We start from the raw sequence: 25,142 nt of genomic DNA, 5'->3' as shown, positions 1-25,142 counted from the left end.
TCCCGCGGGGCTGGAGGACGAAGGCATGAGCGAGGCCCTGCGGGTGATCGAGGGCGGCCGCGAGATCGCCGAGTTGATGCGCGACATCGGGCGCCGCGCCCGACGCGCGGCGCGGCGCCTTGCGCTCGCGTCCGCGGCGGAGAAGAACGCCGCCCTCGCCGCGATGGCGGCGGAGGTGCGGGCCGCGACGCCCGCCATCCTCGCCGCCAATGCGGAGGATGTCGCCGAAGCGCGCGCGGCCGGGCAGACGGCGGCCTATCTCGACCGTCTGGCGCTGGACCCCGGCCGCGTCGCGGGCATCGCCACCGCCATCGAGAGCGTTGCCGCCCTGCCGGATCCCGTCGGTCGGGTGCTTGCGAGCTTCAAGCGGCCGAACGGCCTCGTCATCGAGCGCGTGGCGACCCCGCTCGGCGTCATCGGCGTCATCTTCGAGAGCCGGCCGAACGTCACGGCCGACGCCGGCGCGCTCTGCCTGAAGGCGGGCAACGCCGCGATCCTGCGCACGGGCTCGGACAGCTTCCGCTCGGCATCGGCCCTGCGCGAGGCCATGGCGAAGGGGCTCGCGAGCGCGGGGCTCCCGGCCGACGCCATCCAGCTCGTGCCGACACGCGACCGCGCCGCGGTAGGCCACATGCTCGCCGGTCTCGACGGCGCGATCGACGTCATCGTGCCGCGCGGCGGCAAGAGCCTCGTCGCCCGCGTGCAGAGCGAGGCACGCGTGCCCGTCTTCGCCCATCTCGAAGGCGTCTGCCACGTCTATGTGCACGCCGCGGCGGATCTCGCCATGGCCAAGGCCATCGTGCTGAACGCCAAGCTGCGCCGCACGGGCATCTGCGGCGCGGCCGAGACGCTGCTCGTCGACCGCGCCTGCGCGGCGACGCATCTTGCCCCCCTCGTCACCATGCTGCTCGACGCGGGCTGTGCCGTGCGCGGCGACGAGACGGTGCAGGCGGTCGATCCGCGCGTCGAGCCGGCAAGCGAGGAGGACTGGCGGACCGAATATCTCGACGCCATCATCGCCGCGCGCGTCGTCGACGGCCTCGATGCGGCGATCGAGCACATCGAGACCTACGGCTCGCACCATACGGAGGCGATCGTCACCGACGATGCCGCGGCCGCCGTACGCTTCTTCGACGAGGTGGATTCGGCCATCGTCCTGCACAACGCCTCGACCCAGTTCGCGGACGGCGGCGAGTTCGGCTTCGGCGCCGAGATCGGCATCGCCACCGGGCGCATGCATGCGCGCGGGCCTGTCGGCGTCGAGCAGCTTACATCGTTCAAGTATCGCGTGCGCGGCAGTGGCCAGACGCGCCCGTGAGGCGCTGTGGCGGCCGATGACGGCAGCGCCCCCCTCCCCGCCCCCCCTGCCGCGCCATGCGCCGGGCATGCGCATCGGGCTCTTCGGCGGGTCCTTCAATCCCCCGCACGCAGGCCACCGCCTGGCGAGCCTCGTCGCCCTGCGGCGACTCGGGCTCGATCGGGTGTGGTGGATCGTCACGCCCGGCAATCCGCTGAAGGACAACGCCCGCCTGCCCGCGCTCGCGGCGCGGATGGCCGCGGCGCGGGCCACGGCCGCCCACCCGCGCATCGACGTCACGGGCTTCGAGGCGTCCATCGGCACGCGCTACACCTACGACACCATCGCCTATCTGCGGCGCCGCTGCCCGGAAGTGCGCTTCGTCTGGATCATGGGCGCCGACAATCTCGCAGGCTTCCACCGCTGGCAGCGCTGGCGCGAGATCGCGGCGCTCGTGCCCATCGCCGTCGTCGACAGGCCGGGTGCGACCGTGAAGGCGGCGCGCGCCAAGGCGGCTCAGGCCCTTGGCACCCGGCGGCTGCGCGAGGCCGAGGCCCGCCTCCTGTCCGCGGCGAGGCTGCCCGCCTGGGTCTTCCTGCACGGGCCGCGCTCCCCCCTGTCCTCGACGGCGCTGCGTGCCGCCGCGGGACCGCATCGTTGAAGCGAAGGCGGTTGCAGACTATCTTGGAAACTGCGGCGCCGGGAGCGCCGCGCCAATGAGGATGAAGCACTGAGCCACACGCCACTTCACGAAGCGGACCTTGGTACGCTTCACCCGGCGGCCGGCGCGACTGCCCTGTCCGCTGGGAGACCGTTTGACGGCGATGCTGTCGCGCTCGCTCGTCACTGCATCGAGGACATGAAGGCCGAAGAGACGGTCGTCATCGACCTGACCGGCAAGACCTCGATCGCCGACACCATGATCATCACCTCCGGACGCTCGAACCGCCATGTCGGCGCCATCGCCGACAGCATCATCGAGGCGTTCAAGGATGCCGGCATCGGCCCGCTGAGGGTCGAGGGCTTTCCGGCCTGCGACTGGGTGCTGATCGACGCCGGCGACCTGATCGTGCACGTTTTCCGGCCGGAAGTTCGCGCCTTCTACAATCTCGAGAAGATGTGGGGCGCGGATCGCCCCAAAGAGCGGCTCGCCGGCTGAAGGCAGCCGGCGCGTGCGTCTCGTCGTCGTCTCAGTCGGCCGCCTGAAGGCGGGGCCCGAGCGGTCGCTCGTCGAGCGCTACGTGGAACGGGCGGCGCCGCTTGCCCGGTCGCTCGGTCTCGGCGCGCTCGATCTCGTCGAGATCCCGGAGAGCCGGGCACGACGGGATGCCGAGCGCAAGGCGGAGGAGGCCGCAGCCATCCTGGCACGCCTGGGCGCGGGGCCGGTCGTCGTCTTCGACGAGCGCGGCGCCGCGCTGTCCAGCGAGGCGGTCGCCGCCCGCTTCGGTGCCTGGCGCGATGCCGGCGAGACGGCCCTTCACCTCGTCGTCGGCGGGCCGGACGGGCTCGACGAGGCCGTGCGCCGACGCGCGACGCTTGTCCTGTCCTTCGGCGCCATGACGCTGCCGCACCAGCTCGTGCGCGCCCTCGTCGTGGAACAGCTCTATCGCGCCATGACAATTCTCGCGGGCCACCCCTATCATCGCGCCTGACTGAATCGTTCTCGCAGCCGACATGTCCCCTGCCGCCCCCGATGTCCTCGCCCACACGCGCCGGCGTCTGATCGCCGCCGGCGCCGGCCTGGCGTTCGCGGTGGCGGCAGGCCCCGCTGCGGCCGAGGGGCCGTCGCGCACCGCCCCGCCCACAGCCCCGTCGGCAGCCGAGAGGGCGCTCGAGAAGGCGGCGGAGACCTCGGCCCAGAAGGCCTCGCGCGAGGAGGAGCTGAAGGCCCTGCAGGAGGAGCTGCGCGCCAACGCCGAAGCCAAGGCGCGGCTCGACGCCGAGATCGCCGCACTGAGGAGCGACCGCGCCAAGCTCAACGCCGCGCTTCTCGACGCGACCGAGCGCACCAAGGCCGCCGAGACGCGAATCACGGCGCTCGAGCAGCGCCTCATGACGCTCGACGGCAGCGAGCAGGCGATCCGCCGCTCGCTGGAGAGCCGCCGCGGCGTCATCGTCGAGGTGCTCGCGGCCCTGCAGCGCATGGGCCGCCGGCCGCCGCCGGCCGTGCTCGCGCGGCCGGAAGACATGCTTGAGGCCGTGCGTACCTCGATTCTCCTCGGCGCCGTCGTGCCGGAACTGCGGGCGGAGACAGAGGCGCTCGCGTCCGACCTCGCGGAATTGTTACGCCTGCGCGCCGCGATCGCCTCCGACAAGCAGGCGCTCGACAAGGACCTTGCAACGCTCGCCGGCGAGCGCGAGCGCCTGTCGGCCCTCGTCGCCGCGCGCCAGCAGCAGCTCGTCGACGTCGAAAGGCTCGCCGCCGACGAGGCCGGGAAGGCGACGGCGCTCGCCGCCCAGGCCCGCAGCCTCAAGGAGCTGATCGACCGCATGGAGCGCGAGATCTCGGCCTCCCAGCGCGCTGCCGAGGAGGCACGCAAGGCGGCCGAGGCACAGGCACGCGAGGCGCAGGAGAAGCTCGCCGCGGCGCCCTTCAAGGATCCGGCACGGCTCGCCCCGAAGATCGCCTTCGCCGAGGCCAAGGGCATGCTGCCGATGCCCGTCAGCGGTCAGCTGCTGCGCCCCTTCGGCGCACCCGACGGCTTCGGCGGCGCGACCAAGGGAATCTCGCTCGCCGCCCGCCCCGGCGGCATCGTCGCGGCCCCCAGCGACGGCTGGGTGGCCTTCGCGGGCCCCTTCCGATCGTTCGGCCAACTCTTGATCATCAATGCCGGCGGCGGGTACTATATCTTGCTAGCCGGCATGGAGCGTATCAACGTCGCTCTCGGGCAGTTCGTGCTCGCCGGCGAACCCGTCGCCGTCATGGGAGAAACCGCGACGCCGCTGTCGACGGCGTTCGGTGGCGGAACGAACGGACCCGTTCTCTACGTTGAATTCCGCAAGGATGGCGGGTCGATCGACCCGGCTCCGTGGTGGGCAAGGTCGCAAGGCGAAAAGGTTCGCGGATGATGCGCAAGATTTCTCTCGTGATGGTGGGGGCCCTCATCGGCGCGAGCGCTGCAGTGGTCGCCACCCAGTCGCGATTGCTCACGAGCACGAGCGCGGTCGCGGCCTCCGCGGAGACCTATCGCCAGCTCAATCTGTTCGGCGACGTCTTCGAGAAGATTCGCACCGACTACGTCGAGAGGCCCGACGAATCGAAGCTGATCGAGGCTGCGGTCAACGGCATGTTGTCCTCGCTCGACCCCCATTCGAGCTACATGGACGCCAAGAGCTTCCGCGACATGCAGGTGCAGACCCGCGGCGAGTTCGGCGGCCTTGGCATCGAGGTCACCATGGAAGAGGGGCTCGTCAAGGTGGTCACGCCCATCGACGAGACGCCCGCGGCCAAGGCCGGCATCCTGGCCAACGACATCATCACCCACATCGACGACGAGCCGGTCCAGGGATTGAGCCTGAACCAGGCGGTCGAGAAGATGCGCGGCCCGGTCAACACCTCGGTCAAGCTGCGCATCCAGCGCGCCGGTCGGAAGGACCCTGTGGAGGTCAAGCTGACGCGCGACGTCATCCGCATCCGGTCCGTGCGCTTCCGCAGCGAGGGCGGCGACGTCGGCTATATCCGCGTGACGCAGTTCAACGAACAGACCTTCGAGAACCTGAAGGGCGCCATCGACAAGATCTCGGCGGAGATCCCGGCGGACAAGCTGAAGGGCTACGTCCTCGACCTGCGCAACAACCCCGGCGGCCTTCTGGACCAGGCCATCCTCGTCTCCGACGCCTTCCTCGACCGGGGCGAGATCGTCTCGACGCGCGGCCGCAATGCCGACGAGACCCAGCGCTTCAACGCCAAGCCCGGCGACCTCGCCAAGGGCAAGCAGGTGATCGTCCTCATCAACGGCGGCTCGGCCTCGGCCTCCGAGATCGTCGCCGGCGCCCTGCAGGATCACAAGCGCGCAACCGTGCTCGGCACCCGCTCCTTCGGCAAGGGCTCGGTGCAGACCATCATCCCGCTCGGCTCGAACGGGGCGCTGCGCCTCACGACCGCGCGCTACTACACCCCGGCGGGCCGCTCCATCCAGGCCAAGGGCATCGAGCCCGACACCGAGGTGCTGCAGGAGGTCCCCGACGACATCAGGGGCAAGGACGAGACCAAGGGCGAGGCGGGCCTGCGCGGGCACCTGAGGAACGGCGACAACGAGAAATCCGGCTCCTCCGCCTATGTTCCGACCGACCCGACGAAGGACACCCAGCTCAACGCCGCCTTCGACCTCCTGCGCGGCGTCAAGAAGGACGCCTCGTCCGCGCCGAAGCCGACGGCTGCCGTGCCCAACTGACCCTGCGGCATTCGGCTGGCGCTTCCACCCCTCGACGGCCCGCCGCCGCATCATGGACAATGCGGCGGTGGGCTCCTTGATTCGGCCCGCTGCCTTCGTTCTGTTGCGGTGACACCCGAGCCGCGCCGGAGATGCTCCTCTTGGTGCATGCGACGCCCGACGATCTCGTGACGCCCCTGGGGCAGGGCCGACCCGCGCGGCGGGGGGCCTCCGTCCGCTTGCCCGTCGCGCGCCTTGCGGCCGGCGTCGCGGCCCTCGCCTTCGGGGGGCTCGCGCTCCATGTCGCGCTCGTCGACGATCCGCTCGGCGGCGAACCCCATGTCATCGTCCCGATCGTGCGCGCGCCGGTTGCCGTCGCCCAGGCTTCGGAACCGGCCGAGGGACGGCAGGGGGCTGAAACGGCGCCAGGCCTCAGGACGCGCAGCACGGCGGCGGAACTCGAGGGCGAAGCCGGCGTCGCCGTGGTCCGCCCGGAGGGGCAGGCGCCCGGCGCCATCGTCATCCGCGTGCCCGACCAGGCGACCGTTCGCCTCGCGCCGGCTCCCGACCGCCGGCTGGTCGAGCGCACGCGCTTCGGGCTCCTGCCCAGGATCGGCGCGGACGGCGCGCGTCCGGCGGAGGTCTATGCGCGTCCGGCGGGAACGCTGCCGGGCGGCGCCAGGCCTGCCGGCCGCATCGCCGTCGTCGTCGGTGGCCTCGGCATCGGCCAGAACGCGACCGCCGAGGCGATCGCGCGCCTGCCCGGCCCCGTCACGCTCGCCTTCGCTCCCTATGGCGGCAATCTCGACGCCCATGTCGCCCGCGCGCGCGACGAGGGCCACGAGGTGATGCTCCAGGTGCCGATGGAGCCCTTCGACTATCCCGACAACGACCCCGGTCCCCATACGCTGCTCGCACAGGCGAAGATCCCGGACAATCTGGAGCGCCTGCGCTGGGTCATGGGGCGCTTCACCGGCTATACGGGCCTCGTCAATTTCATGGGCGCCAAGCTGACAGCCGACGAAGCCGCGCTCGCGCCCGTCCTGCGCGAGGTCGGCGAGCGCGGCCTCTTCTTCCTCGACGATGGCTCCTCCTCTCGCAGCAGTGTGGCCACGGTTGCGCCGGCGGCCAAGGTGAGCGCCGCCCGCGCCGACGTCGTGCTCGACGGCCTCGGCCGCGCGGAGGCGATCGACGCCGAGCTGGCACGAGCGGAGAAACTCGCGCGCGAGCGCGGGCTGGCCATCGTGAGCGCCAGCGCCTTGCCCATCGCGGTCGAGCGCATCGCGCGCTGGGCCAGCGACCTGGAGGCGAAGGGCATCCTGCTCGTGCCGGCGAGCGCGGCGGTCGGCTCAAGGCCGCGGGGCTGACGATGAAACCGGCCGGGAACAGGGAAACCTCGTGCGGGGGGCTCGACGACCTGCCCTATCGCCCCTGTGTCGGCGTGATGCTGCTCAACAGCGCCGGTCTCGTCTTCGTCGGCCGGCGACCGATGGAGGGAGGCGTCGACCTGGCGGCGGCCGACTATGCCTGGCAGATGCCGCAGGGCGGCATCGATCCGGGCGAGGATCCCTACGAGGCGGCGCTGCGCGAGCTCTACGAGGAGACGAACGTGCGCTCCGTCGCTCTGCTCGCCGAGACGCCGGGGTGGCTTCGCTACGACCTGCCCGCCGAACTCGTAGGCAAGGCCTGGAAGGGCCGCTACCGCGGTCAGGCGCAGAAGTGGTACGCCTTGCGATTGACCGGGGACGAGACGGAGATCGACATCCGCTCGCCCGCTGGTGGCCACGCCCCCGAGTTCGAGGCCTGGCGCTGGGAGCGGATGGAGCGCCTGCCCGAGCTGATCGTCCCCTTCAAGCGCCCCGTCTACGAACAGGTGGTCGCGGCCTTCGCGCATCTGAGCGGGCGCTGAGCGCGATCGTCAGCCTTCGGCGTCGCCGTCCGTCGCGACGCGCGCTCGCGCATCCGGCCGCAGGAGCGCCGGGAGCAGCGCCGAGAGCGCCGTGAGGGGACGGCCGTCGATGGCGGCGAGGCCGGCCGCAATCAGCGACATGCCGGCAAGATGACCGGGCCCGAGCCGCTCGCCGAGAAAGGCGTAGCCCAGAAGGGCGGCACTCGCGGGAATGAGCAGCGTCACGAGCGACAGGTTCGTGGCCCCCGCCGTGGCCAGCAGGCGGAAATAGACGACATAGGCGAGGGCGGTGGAGAGGATGGCGAGGCCGGCGAGCGCGCCGAGCGTCGCCGGATGCGCCAGGCCCTGAAGGCTCGGTCGATCAACGATGAAGACGACGGGCACCAGCATCAGCGTGGTCGCGGCAAGCTGACCGAAGGCGGTCTGCAGGGGTGCCACTCCGAGCCGCCGGAAGCGCCGGCCGAAGACGCCGGCGCAGGCATAGCAGAAAGCCGCCGAGAGGCAGGCGACCTGCGCCCAGAAGGCGCGATCGACGACGGCGAGCCCGGGACCGATCATGACCACGACGCCACCGAAGCCGGCGAGCATGCCCGCGAGCTTGGCCGGCGTGATGCGCTCCTCGGTTGTGGTGACATGCGCCACGATGACCGTGAACAGCGGCATCGTGGCATTCAGGATCGCGGCATGCCCTGCCGTCAGCGTCGTCTGCCCCCAGAAGATGAGGGAGAACGGCGCGAGATTGTTGAGGAGGCCCATGACGAGGAAGGCGCCCCAGAGCGCCCGCAACCTCGGCAGCCCTTGCCGCAGAACGGCGAGCACGAGGCCGAGGGTCGCAGCCGCCAGCCCCACCCGGCCGAGCGCCACCGTGAAGGGCGGAAGCTCCCGCAGCGCCACCTTGGCGAAGAAGAAGGAACCGCCCCACAATAGGGACAGGGCGAAGAGCAGGGCCCATTCGCCGAGGTTCATATGCCTGCCGTCGTTGCCGTGCATCTTGGCGCTTCTCCATTGCCCCTCCGCAACATGGGCGGAAGGGCCGGCGAGCACGACCCGATTGCTGCGGCGCGCAAGAATCCGAGCATTCTGCGCGCGAAAAGGTGCATCAGCGCATCGAAATGCGCGCATTGCGTTTCATTTCGTCCTAACGTGAAGCCATGACCGATTCGCTGAGCCGGCTTTACAACGCGGTGCACGACGCCAAGACGCGCGACCCCGCCTCGTCGCGCACGGCCAGGCTCACGCGGGAAGGCGTGGCCAAGATGGCCAAGAAGCTGGTGGAGGAGGCCGCCGAGGTCGGCCTCGACGCGGTTCAGGGCGACCGGGGGCAGATCGTCAACGAGAGCGCCGACCTGCTCTACCACCTCGTCGTCCTGTGGGCGGAGACGGGGGTGGCACCCGACGACGTCTGGAAGGAGATGGACCGGCGCGAGCAGCTCTTCGGCATCGCCGAGAAGCTGCCCAAGGTCGGCGACAAGGGGAGACGCCCCCTCGCCGTCTCCGAGCGTAGCCGCCGCTCCCTGCGGCGCGACGGGTGAACCGCCCCGAGGTGGCGCCCGCCCTGCCCGCCAGCCCTCGCCTCCCATGGATGCGACCGCGCCGCCGAAGCCCGGCCCGAGGCGCGTCGGGCTGTATTGCCGGCGGTTTTCCGCAGTCGTGAGAAGCAATATACTGTCCGCCATCGAACGCTGACGACGGGGAGCCCTCCCGGACGTTACAGCAGCGACCGGGACGCTACCGCCGGGCGACATGCGGAAGGTAGCGGACAATGACAGCCCAAGCGCAGCAGCGAGGCGGTGCGACCCGCCGCGAGGTGATCAAGACGTTCGCCGGGGCCGGCGTGGCTGTCGGCCTCGGGCCGCTCGTCCACGCCCGCCGGGCCCATGCGGCCAAGAACACCTTGAAGATCCTGCAGTGGAGCCACTTCGTCCCCGGCTACGACAAGTGGTTCAACACGCAATACGTAAAGGAGTGGGGAGAGAAGAACGACACGGACGTCATCGTCGACAACATCAACCTTGCGCTCATCGAATCGCGCGCGGCGGCCGAGGTCTCGGCGCAGAAGGGGCATGACCTCGTCCTCTTCCTGTCGCCTCCTGCGGTTTTCGAGGACCAGGTCGTCGATCTCACCGACGTCTATGCCGAAAGCGCGAGGAAGCACGGCACGCCGATCGATCTCGCCGTGAAAAGCACCTACAATCCGAGGACGAAGCGCTACTTCGCCTTCTCCGACAGCTTCGTGCCGGACCCGATCGACTATCGCACCGACCTGTGGGGCGATGTCGGGATGAAGCCCGACAGCTGGGACGACGTACGCGTCGGCGGCAAGAAGATCAAGGACAAGCACCGCATTCCGGTCGGCATCGGCCTGTCGGCCGAACTCGACACCGCCATGGCCATGCGGGCGATCATGTATTCGTTCGGCGCCCATGAGCAGGACGCCGAGGGCAACCTGACGATCAACTCCCCGCACACGCTCGAGGCGCTGAAGTTCGTCAAGGCCCTCTTCGAGGAGGCCATGACGCCCGAAGTCCTTGCCTGGGACGCCTCCTCCAACAACCGCCAGATGCTGGCGGGCCGCTCGTCGCTCGTGCTCAACGCCATTTCGATCACGCGGACGGGCGAGAACGACAAGCTGCCGATCCACGAGAAGATCGCCCTCGCCAAGGCGGCAAAGGGGCCGGTGCGGCGCATCGGCCTCGAACATGTGATGAACTGCTACGCCATCTGGAAGTTCTCCGACAACATCGACGGGGCCAAGAAGTTCCTGGTCGATTACGTCGACAACTTCCGCAAGGCGTTCCTGGCGAGCGAATTCTACAACTTCCCCTGCTTCGCCAATACGGTGCCGGATCTCAAGCAGCTCATCGCAAAGGATACGAAGGCGGTGCCGCCCGACAAGTACGCCGTGCTCGCGGATGTGCTCGATTGGGCGACCAACGTGGGCTATCCGGGCTATTCGAGCGCGGCCATCGCGGATTCCTTCAACACCTGGGTGCTCAACACGATGTTCGCACGCGCGGCGACCGGCGCCGAGACACCCGAGAACGCCCTGAAACAGGCCGAGACTGCGATGCGCGCCATCTGGGCGAAATGGCGCGACCGGGGGTTCATCTGAGCCCTCTCCGCTGCGCCGCCGGCGGCGGCGCAGCGGGCTCTTGCGGTCAAGCCGGCGGGGCGGCCGGCGAGGCGCGTCCGGCAAATCGGAGGCCGGTCCATGGCAACCGTCGAGGCGCGGGGGGTTTCGAAATATTTCGACGACGTGCACGCGGTTGACGGCATCGACCTCGTGGCGCGGGAGGGGGAGTTTCTCGCCCTGCTCGGCCCCTCCGGCTGCGGCAAGACCACGCTGATGCGCATCATCGCCGGCCTCGAGCGCCCGACCGCGGGCGACGTCGTCATCGACGGCGAGGTCGTCACGGACCTGCCGCCGCGGGCGCGCAACGTGGCGATGGTTTTCCAGAGCTACGCGCTCTATCCCCACCTCTCCGTCGCCAAGAACATATCCTTTCCCCTGCGCGCGCTCGGCACGGAGAGGGGCGAGATCGCGCGCAAGGTGGGCTGGGCCGCGCGCATGTTCGGCATCGAGCACCTGCTCGCCCGCAAACCGCGCCAGCTCTCGGGCGGCGAGCGCCAGCGCGTGGCGCTGGCGCGCGCGGTGGTGCGCGAGCCGGTCGTGTTCCTGCTCGACGAGCCCCTGTCCAACCTCGACGCCAAGCTGCGCAATGCCGCGCGCGACGAGCTGAAGCAGTTCCAGCGCCATCTCGGCACGACGACCATCTACGTCACGCACGATCAGGCCGAGGCGATGGGCCTTGGCGACCGCATCGCCGTGCTCAACCACGGCAAGGTCTGCCAGATCGGCACGCCGCAGGAAATCTATGGCCGACCGGTGGATGTCTTCGTCGCCACCTTCATCGGTTCACCTCCGATGAATCTCGTCGAGGAGGAGGACATCTGGCTCGGCTTCCGCCCGGAGGCCTTTCTGCCGCGCCAGGTGGAGCGCAGCGAAGGCAGCGTCGAGTTCCCGTTCCGCGTCACGCGCGTCGAATATCTCGGCGCCGAGCGGCTGGTCTACGGCGTCATCGAGGGGAGGGCGTCCGACGCCCACGTCATCTCCAAACTGCCGACCAACGTCCGCGCCGACATCACGCCGGGCGAACGCCATGTCTTCGTCGTCCGCAGCCGGGACATCGACCGTTTCGACCGCCAGAGCGGCCGACGCATCGACGGAGGCGCGCCGTGATGCTGCGGCCGGCGCCGAAGGACAAGTCCGCCGCGCGCGGGGGCTTCTTCGCGCGGATGGCCGACGACGAGCGCTGGCTGTGGCGCTTCATGCTCGCCCCGGCCGTCCTCTACATTGTCGCGCTCGTCGGCGTCCCCTTCATCCTGTCGCTCTACTACAGCCTGTCGAACGTCACCGTCGCCAGCCGCGAGACCCAGTTCGTCGGCCTCGAGAACTTCTCCCGCATCCTCGACAGCCCGACCTTCTGGAGGGCGCTGCGGAACACGCTGATCTTCACGGTCCTGTCGCAGGCCGTCGTGCTCGTGCTCGCCAATGCGCTGGCGATCGCGCTCAGCGCCGACTTCCGCGGCAAGTGGTTCGTGCGCTTCCTCATCCTGCTGCCCTGGGTCGCCCCCATCTCCCTCGGCAGTATCGGCTGGCTATGGATCTACGATTCGATCTACAGCGTCATCAACTGGACGGCTCGTGCGGCCGGCCTCCTCGGCCCCGCCGAATGGCCGATCTGGCTCGGGCAGCCGAACCTCGCCATGACCTCCATCATCATCGTGCAGGTCTGGCGCATGCTGCCGCTCGCAACCGTGATCATCCTCGCCGGCCTGTCCTCGATCCCGCAGGACATCCACGACGCAGCGGCCGTCGACGGGGCGGGCTTCTGGCGGCACCTCATCCAGATCACCTTCCCGCTGGTGATGCCGATCATGCTGGTGGCACTCCTCTTCGGCGTCGTCTTCACCTTCACGGACATGATCGTCGTCTTCGTGCTCACCCGCGGCGGCCCCTACGATACGACGCAGGTTCTCGCCACCTGGGCCTATTTCACCGGCATCCAGGGCGGCGACCTCGCCGGCGGGGCCGCGATCTCGCTGTTCCTCTTCCCCGTCCTGGTGGCCGGCGCCGTCCTCATCCTGCGCCTCGCCCGGCGCGCGGAGATCGCCGCATGACCCCGCTCGAGGCACGCGCACGTCGATGGGGTGGCGCCTTCGGTCGCACGGGCCTGCTGATGTTCTTCGTCTCGTTCCTCGCCTTTCCCTTCTACTGGATGCTGATCACGACCTTCAAGACGACGCAGGATCTGCACGACATCACCAACAATCCCTATCTCTTCAATGATCCTCCGACGCTGCACCATCTCGTCGTCCTGTTCGAGGACACGCAGTACCTGCAATGGCTCGCCAACACCGGCCTCGTGGGGCTCGCCGTGGTGGCGATCACGCTGCTGCTCGCCCTGCCCGCGGGCTATGCGCTGGCGCGCATGACGGGCGCCTGGGCACAGACGCTCGGCGTCGCCATCTTCCTCACCTATCTCGTGCCGCCGACGATCCTGTTCGTTCCCTTCTCGCGGATCATCGCGGCCCTCGGCCTGCAGGATTCCCTGTGGTCGCTCGTGCTCGTCTATCCGAGCTTCACGGTGCCCTTCTGCTCGTGGCTTCTCATGGGCTTCTTCAAGGCGATCCCGCGCGATCTCGAGGAGGCCGCCATGGTCGACGGGCTTAGTCGCCTCGGTGCCTTCCTCAAGGTGGTCATGCCCATCTCGCTCGCGGGCGTGCTCACCGCCGTCATCTTCACCTTCACGCTCGTGACGCAGGAATTCGTCTACGGCGTGACTTTCATCACCTCGTCCGCCAGCTATACGGTGAGCGTCGGCGTGCCGACCTTCCTCGTGCGCGGCGACGTCTATTTCTGGGGCTCGATGATGGGCGCCTGCCTCATCGCGAGCGTGCCGATCGCGATCGTCTACAATCTCTTCGTCGACCGCTTCGTGGCCGGCTTCACCGTGGGGGCGGGAAAGTAGGCGCAAGCGCGCGACAGCAGCCGTCAGGCGCGACGGCGCCTCGCGGCACGCTGCCTCATGCGTGGGCCGCGCGCCCGAAATAGAGCTCCGCCGCCTTCTCGTCGGCGAGGGCCACGCGGCCACCGTCGAGGATGCAGCCCCGGTCGGAGATGGTGAGGGACTGGCGCGCCCGCCGCTCGACGACAAGCACGGTAACGCCGAGCGACGGCAGGCGCCGGATGAGCGTGAAGGAATCAGCGACCTTGGCCGGCGACAGCGCCGCGGTCGGCTCGTCGAGGATCATCAGCTTCGGCCGCGGCATCAGCGCGCGGGCGAAGGCGAGCTGCTGGCGCTCGCCGCCGGCGAAGAGCCACAGGGCAACCATGACGCGCTCGGGCCGGATGCCGGAGACGCGGGCGAGATCGCGGTCGTCGGCCACGGCGCGCATCTGCCGGCCGATGGGCGTGAGATGCAGCACGGCGAAGACGGCCGCGAGCGCCACGGCCGCGACGCCGGCAAGCTGCAGGTCGAGCGGATTGACCGCGATCTCGCCGAAGCGGATCGGCCGCGACAGTGGCACGCCGAGCGCCGCGCGGATGACGAATCCGACGCCGATGGAGGCGACGAGCAGCGCCACCACGGAGCGGTTGGCGAGGTTGCGGAACACCGCGAGATAGGCAGCGAGCGACAGGACGCCCGTGGCCGCGACCGCCGAGAGCGAGCCGAGGAGGAGCGAGCCGGTCGCCTTGTGCGCGGTCAAGGCCGCGTAGGCGCCGAAGGTCATGGCGTCGCCGGTCGCCGCATTGGCGAAGCGCGCGATGCCGAAGACGAGCGTGATGGCGAGCGCGGCGAGCCCCACGACGAGGCCCTGCACGATGCCGTTCACGACGAGCTGAGCGTAGAACAAGGGGCGCATCCCTCGAGCCGGCGCGGGTTCCGCCGGCCCGGACCAGTGACGCTTGCAAAGACCCGTGGAGCCGCTTCCCGCAGGGGCAGGCTCCACTGGCACCGCCTCGGCCGCCGCCACGATCATCCTCTGCATGCCGCCGCCGTAGGGCCCGCCGGAGCCGGTGATCGGGTTGAGCGCGCCGATGCGGATGGTTCCTCCATCCTGTGCGCGCAGGATGCCGGGGCAACGACGAGCGTGGCGCCGCCTGCGAGCAAGCCGAGAAAGCTGCGGCGAGTGGTCTGCATCGCTGTATTCCCTGGAGGAGCGCTTATGCGTCGAGTTTGTTCTTCAGGAAGCGGCCGGCCTTCATGATGGCCGGCATGTGCCGTCCCTGGCCGGTGAGGTGCAACAGGTCGGCGAGCGGGTTGCCGTCGACGACGACGAGATCGGCGTGGGCGCCCGGGGCGATCGAGCCCACCTGCCCCGCCATGCCGAGAAGGGCTGCGGCGTCCGCGGTCGCCGAGCGAATGACCTCGGCGGCCGGCAGCACGCGGCCGCGGATGACGAACTCCTCGGACTGGTGCCGATGCATCTCGCCGAGCAGGTCCGAGCCATAGACCATGGTCACGCCCGCCTCGCGCAGGATTTCGAGGGAGCGCATGCCGGCCAAGCGCACGTCGTCGATCTTGGCAACCGAGGTCTCCGGGAAGCCGAGGGCGGCGCCTTCGTTCTTCAGCGCCTCGTAGGTGACGAGCGTCGGGCAGGCGACGGCGCCGCGCTCGGCCATGAGCCGCGCCGTCTCCGGCCCGACGAGATTGGCGTGCTCCACCGAATGCACGCCGCATTCGACGCCGCGGCGAATGGCCTCGTCGGTGTAGAGATGCGCGGAGACGTAGGTCTGCGCGTTGCGCGCCTCCTCGACCACGGCGAGGAGTTCCTCGCGCGAGAAGCCCATGAAGGCAATCGGATCGGTGGGCGAGGCGACGCCGCCGTTGGCCATGATCTTGATGAACTGGGCGCCGGCCTTGATCTCCTCGCGTGCCGCGCGCCGCATCGCCTCGACGCCGTCGCAGATGCGGCCGAGCGAACCGAGCCGCGGGCGGAAACAGTCGGGGTTGCGCGTGTCATGGCGGCCACGGAAGTCGCAGTGGCCGCCGGTCTGCGACAGGGCCTTGCCGGAGATGACGAGACGCGGGCCGAGGATCGATCCCTCCTCCACCGCCTGCTGCAGCCCGAAATCGGCGCCGCCGACGTCGCGCACGGTGGTGAAGAGGATGAGGGGCTCCGCCCGGTTCGCGTCTGTCATCGGCTCCGTTTCCAGGTCAGTCCGGCCTGCCGTCGCGCAGGCGGACCAGCAGCGCGAGCTGTCCCTTCCACCAGGTGAGCAGGCGGGCGTGATAGGCGGGGTCGTCGCGCAGCACGGTCTGCACGCCCATGCCGCGCAACAGGCAGAGGGTGGCGCTGAGGGCCGTCTCGATCTCGCCGTCCGACAGGTGCGAGCGGCCGAAGAAGTTGCGCCAGGTCTCGTCGAGCGCCGCGTGGAACTCGCGGACCACGGGCACCATGCTCTGCCTGAGGGCGTCGTTGTGGCGCGCCTCGGTGATGTGCTCGAGCGTGATGAGGAAGAGCCGGCCGGAGAACATCTCCCACAGCCGGTCGAGGAACCCATCGAAGCTCAGCCGCCCGTCCCGCACCTCGGCGGCGAGCGCACGGATTTCTTCAGTGTAGCTGTGCAGCAGCTCCTCGACGGAGTGGACGACGAGGTCTTCCTTGCTGGCGAAGTGATGGTTGAGCACGCCGCGCGACAGCCCCGCCCGCTCGGCGATGTCGGCCGTGGTCCGCCCTCCCCTGCCGTTTCAACGACCGGCCGCGCGATCGGCCGCTTCCATCAATCTCCATATGTGCGGGACGCATGTGCCGGTTGGAACGACGCCCGCCGGGCCCTGGATCGGACAGGCAATCGGCCCGCCGGGCATGCGCGCGGAAGCCGTTGCGGGCGCGCACCACGCAGACGTCGACGCGACCATGTCGGGCCGCGCGCGGCGAGCGGGATCGGCGATCGATCCGCACCTCGACACCATCCCGACAGCACGCTGCCGGCCCCCCTAGCTGGTGGTCACGACACGGATGTCACCGTCACGTGACAGGACATTGGCGACCACCTCGGAGCCGATGCGCCTCAGTGCCACGTCCACCGATCCACGGCCGACGGACAGGTGGCGCAGCACGACCTCCTGCAGGAACTCGGGCAGGATCGGCCGGGTAAAGGTGATCTGGCCCGTCTCCGGCTCGAAGCCGAGACCAAGGCAGGACTGGATGAGCGACAGGGGCGCCGCCGCCGCCCAGGCCTGCGGTGCGCAGGCGACCGGGTAGAAGGTCGGCCCCTGGCCGCGCTGCCGCGGAAAGCCGCAGAACAGCTCGGGCAGGCGCCGCAGGTCGATGTAGATGGAGGCGGAGAACAGCCCCTCGAAGATGCGCGCCGCCTCGCGGCGAAAGCCGTAGCGGGCGCAGCCGGCGGCAATCAGGGCGTTGTCGTGCGGCCAGACGGAACCGTTGTGGTAGCTCATCGGGTTGTAGCGCGCCTCCGTCGCCGCGACGGTGCGCACGCCCCAGCCCGAGAAGGACGGACCGGCCATCAGCGCATCGATCACCGAAGCGGCGCGCTCGGGATAGGCGATGCCGGTGAAGAGCGCGTGGCCGGCATTCGAGGCGCGCACCCGGCACGGCCTCTTGTCACCGTCGAGGGCAAGCACATAGGTGCCGAGTTCCTCGTCGAAGAAGGCCTGGTCGAACCGCCGCCGCAGCGCCTTCGCCTGGGCCTTGAGCTGCGCGCCGCGGCTCGCCTGCCCGAGGCGCCTGGCGAGCAAGGCCGCCGCGCGCCAGGCGCCGTAGACATAGGCCTGCACCTCGGCGAGCGCGATCGGCCCGCGGGCGAAGCTTCCGTCGGCGTGGAAGACGGAATCGTGGCTGTCCTTCCAGCCCTGGTTCACCAATCCGTCGCCGGCCCGACGGGCGTATTCCACGAAGCCGTCGCCGTCCCTGTCGCCGTCGTTCTCGATCCAGGACAGGGCAGCCTCGATGTGCGGCCACAGCCGCCGGGCCGTCTCCAGATCGGCGGTCCGCTCGTAGTAGGCACCGGCGAGCATCACGAACAGCGGCGTGGAATCGATGCTGCCGTAGTAGCGGCGGAAGGGCACCTCGCCGAGCTCCGCCATCTCCCCCTGGCGCAGCTCGTGCAGGATCTTGCCCGGCTCGGCATCGGCCGACGGGTCAGCCGCCGTCGCCTGGTTGGCTGCCAGATGGCCGAGCACGCCGCGGGCGAGCGCAGGATCGAACCAGAGCGTCTCCAGTGCCGTGATCAGGGCGTCACGCCCGAACACCGTGCTGAACCAGGGAATGCCGGCATAGGGATAGGGGCCCTCGGGCGTATCGGTGGTCAGCATGCAGAGGTCCGAGACGCTGCGCCGCACCGCCTCGTTGAAGATCTCGTTCGACGTGACGATGGACGCGCCCCGTGTGGACGAGGCGCGCAAGGCCCGCCGCGCGTCGCGCAAGGCCATGAAGAAGGCCCTGCGCAGTGGATGGTTCGACGCCTCGCCGGCGCAGCGGACCTCGACGAAGAGCATCTTGGTCTCGTGCGGGGCCAGGTCGATGTCGAAGACGGCATGATCCCCCGCGATTTCGCTCGGCAGGGGGTCGAAGCGCAGGTTCGTTTCGCGCCTCTGCCCGTCGAGCCCCACATAGGCGAGCGTCACCCCGGCAGGGCCGATATCGGGGGCCTGGTGGGTGCCGCGGCGGGCCCGACGGGTGCCGCGCACCTCGAAGAGATCGGCGAAATCGGCGGCGAAGGCGATCGCCAGCCGCACGTGCTGGCGCTCATCGTTGAAGTTCCGCACCGCCAGGCGCTCGAAGCAGGTCGCCCGCCACAGGAAGCGCGAGCGGCGGATGTGGATGAGGTCGTGCTCGAGCGCGAGCCTGCCTTCCGCATCGAACAGATCCGGATTGGTGAGGTCGCAGGTCAGCGTCGCATTGTCGTCGCGCAGCGTGGAGCTGAGCAGCAGCGGCCGCGCACCTTGGACCGTGAGGCAGAGATGCGACAGATGGCGTGTGTCGCGGTGGTAGAGGCCCTCCGGGCTGCCGGGGCCGGAAAGCGCGTCGCCGTTGTGATCGAATACGGCGAAGGTGTCGCCATGCTTGAGCGTGCGGGGCCGCCGCTCCTGGAGCGAGGCGGCGGCCGGGATGAAAAACTGTGCGATCTGCGAGGCGACCGTTCCGGCCCCCGCCGGAACCTGGGCAGCCGCCCCGGGACTGATCGTCTGCATCGGCACCTCTCTCCGCTGATCAGGCGACCACCTGGAGGCCGACATCCCCGCCGTCGCGGCGCCGGCCTTCGGCGGCGGCACGCAGGCCGGGAAGCGCGCGGTAGATGGAAACGTAGCGCAGCGCCATGTGCTCGGCCGTGAAGCGGCTCTCGAAGCTCGCCCGGACGCGGGACCGATCGAGCATGCCGATGCGCCGAACGGCATGGACAGCCTCCTCGACGCTGTCCACGATGAAGCCGGACACGCCGTCCATGACGACCTCCGGCACCGATCCGTGCCGGAAGGCGATCACCGGCGTGCCGCAGGCCATGGCCTCGATCATCGCGAGGCCGAAGGGCTCGGGCCAGTCGATCGGGAAGAGGAGCGCCCGCGCGTTGCCGAGGAAGGTCGCCTTCTCGCCCTCGCCGATCTCGCCCAAGAACCGGACATTCGGATGGGCCTCGATCATGGGAGCGATCACGTCGTGCCAGTAGGCCCGGTCCACCCTGTCGACCTTGGCGGCGATCCGGAGGGGCAGGCCGGCCCGCACGGCGATCTCGATGGCGCGATCGGGCCGCTTCTCCGGCGAGATGCGCCCGAGAAAGGCGAGATAGTCGCCCTGCGGTCGGGCCACGTACGGCAGGAGATCGCGCGGCAGGCCGTGGTGCACCGTCCCCACCCAGGTGACCGGTGGCATCGGTTCCCGCTGCGCGTCGGAGACCGAGACGAGCGGGATCTCGGAGAAGACCGTGTAGAGCGGCTTCAGGTCCGGCAGGTCGAGGCGGCCGTGCAGCGTGGTGACGGTACGGTCCGCGAAATCGCGGACGAGCGGATAGTGCCAGAGGTCGATGTGGAAATGCAGGACATCGAAATCGTCGGCCCTCCGCCGCACCGCGTCGAGCATGACGATGTGATACGGGACATAGTCCTCGACCGCCGGATCGAGCCTCAGCGCCATGTCCGAGCAGGGCACGAGCCGGGCGGTGGTCAGGGAATCGCCACTCGCGAAGAGGGTGACATCGTGCCCTTGCCGGACGAGCTCCTCCGTGAGGTAGGAGACGATCCGTTCGGTACCGCCGTAAAGCTTCGGTGGAACGCGTTCGGCGAGGGGAGCGATCTGAGCGATCTTCATCGGCAAGGCCTCCGCACACGGACGAAGCATTGACAATGAAAGATGCAGGCCGACCCGGCCCGCATGGCGCAGAACGACGCCGATCGAGAAGCGGCGTTGCGGATCAGTATAGCGGCGATGCCCCTCCTCGCACAGTCCGCGACGCAAACCGCCCCGGCAGGGCGGCGCAAGCAGGCGCGCGAGGCGCGGCGATCACTTCCGGATCGCCGGGCAGGTGCTCTGGCCCAAGGGGCGGAAGGCCTCGTCGCCGGGGATGGTGGCGACGAGATCGTAGAAGTCCCATTCGCCCTTGGAGGCCGCCGGCTTCTTGACCTCGAAGACATAGAAGTCGTGCACCATGCGCCCGTCCTCGCGCAGGCGGGCGTTGCGGACGACGTCGTCCTGGATCGGCAGCTCGCGCATCTTGGCGATCACCGCCTTGGCGTCGTCGCTCCCGGCGGCGGCCGCCGCCTTCAGATAGTGGCGCACGGCCGAATAGATGCCGGCGTGGATGGCGGAGGGCACGGTGCCGTTCTGCGCCTTGAAGCGCTCCGAGAAGGCACGGGTGCGCTCGTCGAGATCCCAGTAGAAACCCTCCGTCACGGTGGTGCCCTGGGCGGTGGCGAGGCCGACGCTCCTGACGTCCATCACGGTGAGGAAGAAGGCGACGAGCTTCTGCTTGCCGCCGGTGATGCCGAACTCGCGCGCCGTCTTGATGCCGTTGATCGTATCGCCGCCCGCATTGGCCAGCGCGATGACATCCGCCCCCGAACCCTGCGCCGCGATAAGCGGCGAGGAGAGGTCGACCGCCGGGAAGGAATGGCGCGTCGAGCCGAGGAAGGCGCCCTGCCTCGCCGTGACGACCGCCTTCGTATCCGCCTCGAGCTGGTGGCCGAGGGCGTAGTCGGCCGTCACCAGATACCATTTCGTGCCGGATTTCGTCAGGCGGTTCGCCACGCCCGCCACCTGCACATAGGTGTCCCACATCCACTGCACGATATGGTCCGGCTGGCAGGCGTCCCCCGTCAGCCGCGCCGTGCCGCCGGGAAAGAGGGCGACGCGGTTCTTCTCCTTCACGAGCGGCGGGATGGCGAGCTGGATCGAGGCGTTCGACATGTCGGCGAGGACATCGACGCCCTGCTGGTCGATCCATCCGCGCGCGATCACGGAGGCGACGTCGGCCTTGTTCTGATGGTCGGCCGAGACGACCTCGATCTTCATGCCGGCGCATTCGGCCTTCAGGCAGTCCTCGACCGCAAGCCGCGTCGCCAGGATCGAGCCCTTGCCCGTGATGTCGGAATAGACGCCGGACATGTCCGTCAGCACGCCGATCTTCACCATGCCGTCCGACAGCTCGGCCGTCGCCGGCGTGATCGCAAGCCCGGCAGCGAGGGCGGCCAACGCCCCGAGAGAGCCCTTCTTCATCCTTGTCCTCCCTGTCTCGTGCTTCTTGTTGTCTGTCGTTCGTCAGCCGGCCGGCACCGCCGGCCGGGCATTACCAGTGCGCCATCGGCAGGCCGGCGACCGGGGAGCGGAAGCGCGGAATGCTGTTCGCCCTCAGGCTGCCGATATGGACCGTGCGCAGGTCCGGCCCGCCGAAGGTGATGCTGGCGAACCAGGGCGCGATGTTGCCGCCGCAGGCGAGCATGAGTTCCGGTGTCACCTGGTCGCGCGCGAAGGCGTCCATCAGCGCCCGGCCCGCGGCGCTCTCCCCGTCGTCGTCGAGGAGGATGCGCCGCTCGCCCTCGGGCATGATGGCGAAGATGCGGTCCGTCATGACGTGCGTGCCCCACAGATTGCCGTGGGCGTCGAAGGCGATGCCGTCGATGAAGGCGCCGTGGTCGCTCGGGCCGAAGACCTCGCGCTCGTCGAGGCTGGCGTCGCCCCGCACCCGCAGGCGGCTCACCCGCCGACCGCAGGTCTCGGCGACGTAGAGCCATTCTTCCGCGGCATCGAGGCGGATCTCGTTGGCGAAGTGGAAGCCGTCGGCGACGATGCGCAGCCGCCCGCGATCGCACAGGGCGACGTAGCCGTCCCGCACCGCCGGGCTGATCGCCCGCATCCAGTTCGTCGTCCGCGTCGAGATCGTGAGCCAGATGCGGTCGCGGCTGTCGCGCAGGACGAAATTGACCTTGCCGATGGGCTCGCCGTCGATCCTGTCGGCGAGGACCCGTGTCGTGCCGTCCCGCGCCATCACCTCCAGCCGGTCGGTGCCGAAATTGGCGACGAGGATGTCGCCGTTGCCGGCGAAGGCGAGCCCGTTGGGCAGCGGGCCGGCGACGAAGCGGGTGGCGTCGTCGCCGGCCTCGGCGAAAACCGCGCTCGGGCGCTGCGCCACGAGGCGCTGACTGCCGTCGGGGCGGATGTGCACCACCCCACCGCGCGCGTCGGCGGCCCAGAGCGAGCCGTCGCGCTCGGCGAGGATGCACTCCGGCCGCTGCAGTCCCTCGCCGACACGGGAGATCGCGGCAGGGTCGACGACGAAGCCGTCGAGGGGGTTCGGCCGGCGTGCCACGGCGGCCCCGGCCGTCAGAACCGCACGCGGTCCCCGCCCTTGAGCCCGAGCATGGCCCGGGCCTCGGCGGGGGTCGCGACCTCGTGGCCGAGTTCCTCGACGATGCGCCGGATCTTGGCGACCTGCTCGGCGTTGCTGGCGGCGAGCTTGCCGCGCCCGATGTAGAGGCTGTCCTCGAGGCCCACCCTGACGTTGCCGCCCATCATCGCGGCCTGCGTGGCGAAGGCCATCTGGTGGCGCCCGGCTGCCAGCACCGACCAGCGGTAGTCCGCGCCGAAGAGCTTGTCGGCCGTGCGCTTCATGAACATGAGATTGTCGGGGTCGGCACCGATGCCGCCCAGGATGCCGAAGATGAGCTGCAGGAAGACCGGTGGCTTGAACCAGCCCTGGTCGAGGCAATGCGCCAGGTTGTAGAGGTGGCCCACGTCGTAGCACTCGTGCTCGAACTTGGTGCCGTGCCCCTCGCCGAGCAGCCGGTAGATGCGCTCGATGTCGGCGAAGGTGTTGCGGAAGATGTAGTCCTTCGTGCTGGCGAGATAGGGTTGCTCCCAGGCGTGCTTCCATTCGCTGTAGCGCTCGGCGAGCGGATGCAGCGCGAAGTTCATCGAGCCCATGTTGAGCGAGCACATCTCGGGCGCCGCCGCGAGCGGGGCCGCCAGGCGCTCGTCGATGGTCATCTTCAGCCCGCCGCCGGTGGTGATGTTGATCACCGCGTCGCAGCCCTGCTTGATGCGCGGCAGGAACCGCATGAACACCGCCGGGTCCGGTGTCGGGCGCCCGTCCTGCGGATCGCGCGCATGAAGATGCAGGATCGCCGCGCCGGCCTCGGCGGCGGCGATCGCCTGCTCGGCAATCTCGTCGGGCGTGATCGGCAGGGCGTCCGACATGGTCGGCGTGTGGATGCCGCCGGTGACGGCGCAGGTGATGATGACCTTGCTCAAGCCGCTGTCCTCCCGATGTGTTTCCTGGCAGCGTCCCTAGTCCGGCAGAATGGCCACGGCCCTCGTCCAGCCTGCCGAGCCGCCCCGCACCTTCACGGGAAAGCAGGCGATGGTGAAGCCGGTCGCCGGCAGCGCTTCCAGGTTGTGGAGCTTCTCGATCTGGCAGTAGCCCGCCTCGCGCCCGGCCTTGTGCCCCTCCCAGATGAGCGAGGCATCGCCCGTCTCGGCGAAACGGCGGGCGGTGTGGCGGAACGGCGCATCCCAGCTCCAGCCGTCCGTGCCGACGACGCGGATGCCCTGGCGCACGAGATGGAGCGTCGCCTCCCGGCCCATGCCGCAGCCGCTGTCCACATAGTCGGGCTGCCCGTAGCGGCCGCCGGCGCTGGTGTTGATGACGACGATCTCGCGCGGGCTCAGGCGATGGCCGATGCGCGCGAGCTCGGCGTCGATCTCGGCGGGCGTGACCACGTGCCCGTCCGGCAGGTGACGGAAGTCGAGCTTCACGCCCGGGCGGAAGCACCAGTCGAGCGGCACCTCGTCGATGGTGATGGCGCGCGCGCCCCCGTCCATGGTGGGGTGGTAGTGCCAGGGCGCGTCGACATGGGTGCCGTTGTGCGTCGAGATCGCCACCGTCTCCACCGCCCAGCCCTGGCCGTCCGGCAGTTGCTCGGGCTTCAGCCCCGGGAAGCTGGCGACGAGGTCGCCCGCCGTCTCGGCATGGGTCCGGTAGTCGATCCGCACCTTCTGGAAGGGCGGATCGGCGGGCACGTCGTTCTCGAGCGGGATGGACATGTCGATGAAGCGCGGCACGGCAGCCCCCAGCCGACAGATGCCCGCCGGGACAGCGGGCGCAGCAGGTCTTGGACATTCGTATGCTTTTTTGTACGATCGTACAATAGGCCATCGTGCGGCGTGGCGCGGGCGTCGCCCAGACGGTATGAAGCGGCATGACGAGCACGAGGAAGAGCAACGCAGGGACACCCCGACCGCGGCGCCGGACCACCACCGGCAGGACGCGCCGATCCGTCGTCGCCTCCGCCGAGCCGCAGCGGCCGGACCGGCGCAAGGACATCCTCCTGAGTGCGGAGGCGCTCTTCGCCGAGCGCGGCTATGCGGCCGTGTCCGTGCGGGACATCGCCGCGCGGGCCGGCGTTCCGGTCGCTCTCGTCGGCTATTATTTCGGCCGCAAGCAGGAGCTCTTCGACACGGTCTTCGAGCACCGTCGGGCCTATATCGCCGAGCGGATCGAGCGCATCCGGGCCGTCGACTGCTCGCCCACCAATCACAACGCCGTCGAAGAGCTCGTGCGCGCCTGGGCCGAGCCCGTCATCCGGCTGCGGGCGAGCGACAGCGGCGAAGCGTTCTCGCTGCTCGTGGCCCGCACCGCCTGGGATCCCGGCCCGGAGGCGACCGGCATCATCGAGCGCTTCTACGATCCGCTGGCACTCGCCTTCGTCGACGCCATGGCCGAGGCGCTGCCCGGCTGCCCGCGCGCCCGCATCCTGTGGGGCTACGAATATGCCCTCGGCTCCCTGCTCATGTATGTGGCGGACAAGCGGGTGGAGCGCCTTTCGGGCGGAGAACTCGCCTCGGCCGACCCAGCGCTCTGCGACGATTTCGTGCGCTTCGTGGGCGCCGGCTTCCGCGCCTTCTGCTCCGCCTAGGGCGGGCGGCGCGAGCCGCCCGCTGCGGACTCAGGTCCCGCGGGCCGTGAGCGGCCGGCCCAGGTCGACAAACGCCTCGTCGGCGGCGCTACCGTCGCGCCCCATGAGGACGGCGAAGGCGGTGGCGCGGT

24 protein-coding genes are annotated in these 25,142 nt (G+C 69.7%); 14 read left to right on the top strand and 10 right to left on the bottom strand.

Annotation, left to right across the window (positions count from 1 at the left end; all coding sequences use genetic code 11):
• The first annotated feature begins 25 nt into the window (after window positions 1-25).
• From QNA08_RS04775 to QNA08_RS04740, 8 genes are all read left to right on the top strand, one after another.
• Window positions 26-1,318 (top strand): glutamate-5-semialdehyde dehydrogenase, encoded by a 1,293-nt coding sequence (locus QNA08_RS04775; protein ID WP_283739535.1) that lies wholly within the window; start codon window positions 26-28, stop codon window positions 1,316-1,318.
• Between the two features lie 16 nt (window positions 1,319-1,334).
• Window positions 1,335-1,958 (top strand): nicotinate-nucleotide adenylyltransferase, encoded by a 624-nt coding sequence (locus QNA08_RS04770; RefSeq protein ID WP_283739534.1) that lies wholly within the window; start codon window positions 1,335-1,337, stop codon window positions 1,956-1,958.
• A 135-nt stretch (window positions 1,959-2,093) separates the two neighbouring features.
• Complete coding sequence (gene rsfS / locus QNA08_RS04765; RefSeq protein ID WP_283739708.1) at window positions 2,094-2,456, top strand: ribosome silencing factor; 363 nt, start codon at window positions 2,094-2,096, stop codon at window positions 2,454-2,456.
• A 13-nt stretch (window positions 2,457-2,469) separates the two neighbouring features.
• Window positions 2,470-2,949, top strand: coding sequence for a 23S rRNA (pseudouridine(1915)-N(3))-methyltransferase RlmH (gene rlmH / locus QNA08_RS04760; protein ID WP_283739533.1), 480 nt, complete (start codon window positions 2,470-2,472; stop codon window positions 2,947-2,949).
• Between the two features lie 22 nt (window positions 2,950-2,971).
• Window positions 2,972-4,366: a murein hydrolase activator EnvC family protein gene (locus QNA08_RS04755; RefSeq protein ID WP_283739532.1), complete on the top strand. Its 1,395-nt coding sequence runs from the start codon at window positions 2,972-2,974 to the stop codon at window positions 4,364-4,366.
• Window positions 4,366-5,691 carry a S41 family peptidase gene (locus QNA08_RS04750; RefSeq protein WP_283739707.1) on the top strand — a complete coding sequence of 442 codons (1,326 nt, stop codon included), beginning with the start codon at window positions 4,366-4,368 and terminating at the stop codon, window positions 5,689-5,691. Before QNA08_RS04755 ends, QNA08_RS04750 begins: the two co-directional genes overlap by 1 nt.
• A 131-nt stretch (window positions 5,692-5,822) precedes the next feature.
• A complete protein-coding gene (locus tag QNA08_RS04745) occupies window positions 5,823-7,037 on the top strand; it encodes a divergent polysaccharide deacetylase family protein (protein ID WP_283739531.1) in 1,215 nt (404 codons plus the stop codon).
• Between the two features lie 2 nt (window positions 7,038-7,039).
• Entirely contained in the window at window positions 7,040-7,579 is a 540-nt protein-coding gene (locus tag QNA08_RS04740; protein ID WP_283739530.1) for an RNA pyrophosphohydrolase, read from the top strand.
• A 9-nt stretch (window positions 7,580-7,588) separates the two neighbouring features.
• Here the strand turns inward: QNA08_RS04740 and QNA08_RS04735 are convergent, their stop codons facing one another.
• Window positions 7,589-8,569 carry a DMT family transporter gene (locus QNA08_RS04735; protein WP_283739529.1) on the bottom strand — a complete coding sequence of 327 codons (981 nt, stop codon included), beginning with the start codon at window positions 8,567-8,569 and terminating at the stop codon, window positions 7,589-7,591.
• Window positions 8,570-8,730: 161 nt separating this feature from the next.
• Between QNA08_RS04735 and hisE the strand changes: the two genes are divergently transcribed.
• The 5 genes from hisE to QNA08_RS04710 all read left to right on the top strand — a co-directional run bounded on the left by hisE (window position 8,731) and on the right by QNA08_RS04710 (window position 13,611).
• Window positions 8,731-9,111 carry a phosphoribosyl-ATP diphosphatase gene (hisE, locus tag QNA08_RS04730; RefSeq protein ID WP_283739528.1) on the top strand — a complete coding sequence of 127 codons (381 nt, stop codon included), beginning with the start codon at window positions 8,731-8,733 and terminating at the stop codon, window positions 9,109-9,111.
• Window positions 9,112-9,341: 230 nt separating this feature from the next.
• Window positions 9,342-10,691, top strand: a complete 1,350-nt coding sequence (locus QNA08_RS04725; protein WP_283739527.1) for an extracellular solute-binding protein — start codon at window positions 9,342-9,344, stop codon at window positions 10,689-10,691.
• Window positions 10,692-10,790: 99 nt separating this feature from the next.
• Complete coding sequence (locus tag QNA08_RS04720) at window positions 10,791-11,819, top strand: ABC transporter ATP-binding protein (protein ID WP_283739526.1); 1,029 nt, start codon at window positions 10,791-10,793, stop codon at window positions 11,817-11,819.
• A complete protein-coding gene (locus QNA08_RS04715) occupies window positions 11,819-12,760 on the top strand; it encodes a carbohydrate ABC transporter permease (protein WP_283739706.1) in 942 nt (313 codons plus the stop codon). Before QNA08_RS04720 ends, QNA08_RS04715 begins: the two co-directional genes overlap by 1 nt.
• A complete protein-coding gene (locus QNA08_RS04710; protein ID WP_283739525.1) occupies window positions 12,757-13,611 on the top strand; it encodes a carbohydrate ABC transporter permease in 855 nt (284 codons plus the stop codon). Before QNA08_RS04715 ends, QNA08_RS04710 begins: the two co-directional genes overlap by 4 nt.
• Window positions 13,612-13,666: 55 nt before the next feature.
• On the opposite strand, the gene QNA08_RS04705 is transcribed toward QNA08_RS04710, so the two are convergent.
• From QNA08_RS04705 to QNA08_RS04665, 9 genes are all read right to left on the bottom strand, one after another.
• Entirely contained in the window at window positions 13,667-14,497 is an 831-nt protein-coding gene (locus QNA08_RS04705; RefSeq protein WP_283739524.1) for an ABC transporter permease subunit, read from the bottom strand.
• Between the two features lie 310 nt (window positions 14,498-14,807).
• On the bottom strand, window positions 14,808-15,785 hold the full coding sequence (locus tag QNA08_RS04700; RefSeq protein ID WP_283739523.1) for a metal-dependent hydrolase family protein: 978 nt from the start codon (window positions 15,783-15,785) through the stop codon (window positions 14,808-14,810).
• A gap of 16 nt (window positions 15,786-15,801) precedes the next feature.
• Window positions 15,802-16,305, bottom strand: coding sequence for a TetR/AcrR family transcriptional regulator (locus tag QNA08_RS04695; RefSeq protein ID WP_283739705.1), 504 nt, complete (start codon window positions 16,303-16,305; stop codon window positions 15,802-15,804).
• A gap of 279 nt (window positions 16,306-16,584) precedes the next feature.
• Entirely contained in the window at window positions 16,585-18,801 is a 2,217-nt protein-coding gene (locus QNA08_RS04690) for an amylo-alpha-1,6-glucosidase (RefSeq protein ID WP_283739522.1), read from the bottom strand.
• Between the two features lie 19 nt (window positions 18,802-18,820).
• Entirely contained in the window at window positions 18,821-19,912 is a 1,092-nt protein-coding gene (locus QNA08_RS04685; protein ID WP_283739521.1) for a glycosyltransferase family 4 protein, read from the bottom strand.
• Window positions 19,913-20,104: 192 nt separating this feature from the next.
• Window positions 20,105-21,316, bottom strand: a complete 1,212-nt coding sequence (locus tag QNA08_RS04680; RefSeq protein ID WP_283739520.1) for an ABC transporter substrate-binding protein — start codon at window positions 21,314-21,316, stop codon at window positions 20,105-20,107.
• Window positions 21,317-21,386: 70 nt separating this feature from the next.
• Window positions 21,387-22,406: an SMP-30/gluconolactonase/LRE family protein gene (locus tag QNA08_RS04675; protein WP_283739519.1), complete on the bottom strand. Its 1,020-nt coding sequence runs from the start codon at window positions 22,404-22,406 to the stop codon at window positions 21,387-21,389.
• Between the two features lie 14 nt (window positions 22,407-22,420).
• Complete coding sequence (gene kce / locus QNA08_RS04670; RefSeq protein ID WP_283739518.1) at window positions 22,421-23,347, bottom strand: 3,5-dioxohexanoate:acetyl-CoA acetone transferase; 927 nt, start codon at window positions 23,345-23,347, stop codon at window positions 22,421-22,423.
• A 36-nt stretch (window positions 23,348-23,383) separates the two neighbouring features.
• Entirely contained in the window at window positions 23,384-24,139 is a 756-nt protein-coding gene (locus QNA08_RS04665; protein ID WP_283739704.1) for a cyclase family protein, read from the bottom strand.
• Window positions 24,140-24,294: 155 nt separating this feature from the next.
• On the opposite strand from QNA08_RS04665, the gene QNA08_RS04660 reads away from it, so the two are divergent.
• A complete protein-coding gene (locus tag QNA08_RS04660) occupies window positions 24,295-25,011 on the top strand; it encodes a TetR/AcrR family transcriptional regulator (RefSeq protein WP_283739517.1) in 717 nt (238 codons plus the stop codon).
• Window positions 25,012-25,142: the final 131 nt, after the last annotated feature.

It is taken from the genome of Chelatococcus albus (assembly GCF_030067675.1).
In the GTDB taxonomy this organism is placed as follows: Bacteria; Pseudomonadota; Alphaproteobacteria; order Rhizobiales; family Beijerinckiaceae; genus Chelatococcus_A; species Chelatococcus_A albus.
This window is presented reverse-complemented; position numbering and strand designations above follow the sequence as displayed.

Bases quoted from the DNA above. Each gene is read 5' to 3' on its own strand.
- QNA08_RS04710 (WP_283739525.1), top strand. From the start codon at position 12,757: ATGACCCCGCTCGAGGCACGCGCACGTCGATGGGGTGGCGCCTTCGGT.
- QNA08_RS04740 (WP_283739530.1), top strand. From the start codon at position 7,040: ATGAAACCGGCCGGGAACAGGGAAACCTCGTGCGGGGGGCTCGACGAC.
- QNA08_RS04720 (WP_283739526.1), top strand. From the start codon at position 10,791: ATGGCAACCGTCGAGGCGCGGGGGGTTTCGAAATATTTCGACGACGTG.
- QNA08_RS04715 (WP_283739706.1), top strand. From the start codon at position 11,819: ATGCTGCGGCCGGCGCCGAAGGACAAGTCCGCCGCGCGCGGGGGCTTC.
- QNA08_RS04680 (WP_283739520.1), bottom strand. From the start codon at position 21,316: ATGAAGAAGGGCTCTCTCGGGGCGTTGGCCGCCCTCGCTGCCGGGCTT.
- QNA08_RS04750 (WP_283739707.1), top strand. From the start codon at position 4,366: ATGCGCAAGATTTCTCTCGTGATGGTGGGGGCCCTCATCGGCGCGAGC.
- QNA08_RS04735 (WP_283739529.1), bottom strand. From the start codon at position 8,569: ATGCACGGCAACGACGGCAGGCATATGAACCTCGGCGAATGGGCCCTG.
- QNA08_RS04700 (WP_283739523.1), bottom strand. From the start codon at position 15,785: ATGACAGACGCGAACCGGGCGGAGCCCCTCATCCTCTTCACCACCGTG.
- hisE (WP_283739528.1), top strand. From the start codon at position 8,731: ATGACCGATTCGCTGAGCCGGCTTTACAACGCGGTGCACGACGCCAAG.
- QNA08_RS04745 (WP_283739531.1), top strand. From the start codon at position 5,823: ATGCTCCTCTTGGTGCATGCGACGCCCGACGATCTCGTGACGCCCCTG.
- QNA08_RS04770 (WP_283739534.1), top strand. From the start codon at position 1,335: ATGACGGCAGCGCCCCCCTCCCCGCCCCCCCTGCCGCGCCATGCGCCG.
- QNA08_RS04690 (WP_283739522.1), bottom strand. From the start codon at position 18,801: ATGCAGACGATCAGTCCCGGGGCGGCTGCCCAGGTTCCGGCGGGGGCC.
- QNA08_RS04660 (WP_283739517.1), top strand. From the start codon at position 24,295: ATGACGAGCACGAGGAAGAGCAACGCAGGGACACCCCGACCGCGGCGC.
- QNA08_RS04755 (WP_283739532.1), top strand. From the start codon at position 2,972: ATGTCCCCTGCCGCCCCCGATGTCCTCGCCCACACGCGCCGGCGTCTG.
- QNA08_RS04685 (WP_283739521.1), bottom strand. From the start codon at position 19,912: ATGAAGATCGCTCAGATCGCTCCCCTCGCCGAACGCGTTCCACCGAAG.
- QNA08_RS04725 (WP_283739527.1), top strand. From the start codon at position 9,342: ATGACAGCCCAAGCGCAGCAGCGAGGCGGTGCGACCCGCCGCGAGGTG.
- QNA08_RS04665 (WP_283739704.1), bottom strand. From the start codon at position 24,139: ATGTCCATCCCGCTCGAGAACGACGTGCCCGCCGATCCGCCCTTCCAG.
- QNA08_RS04775 (WP_283739535.1), top strand. From the start codon at position 26: ATGAGCGAGGCCCTGCGGGTGATCGAGGGCGGCCGCGAGATCGCCGAG.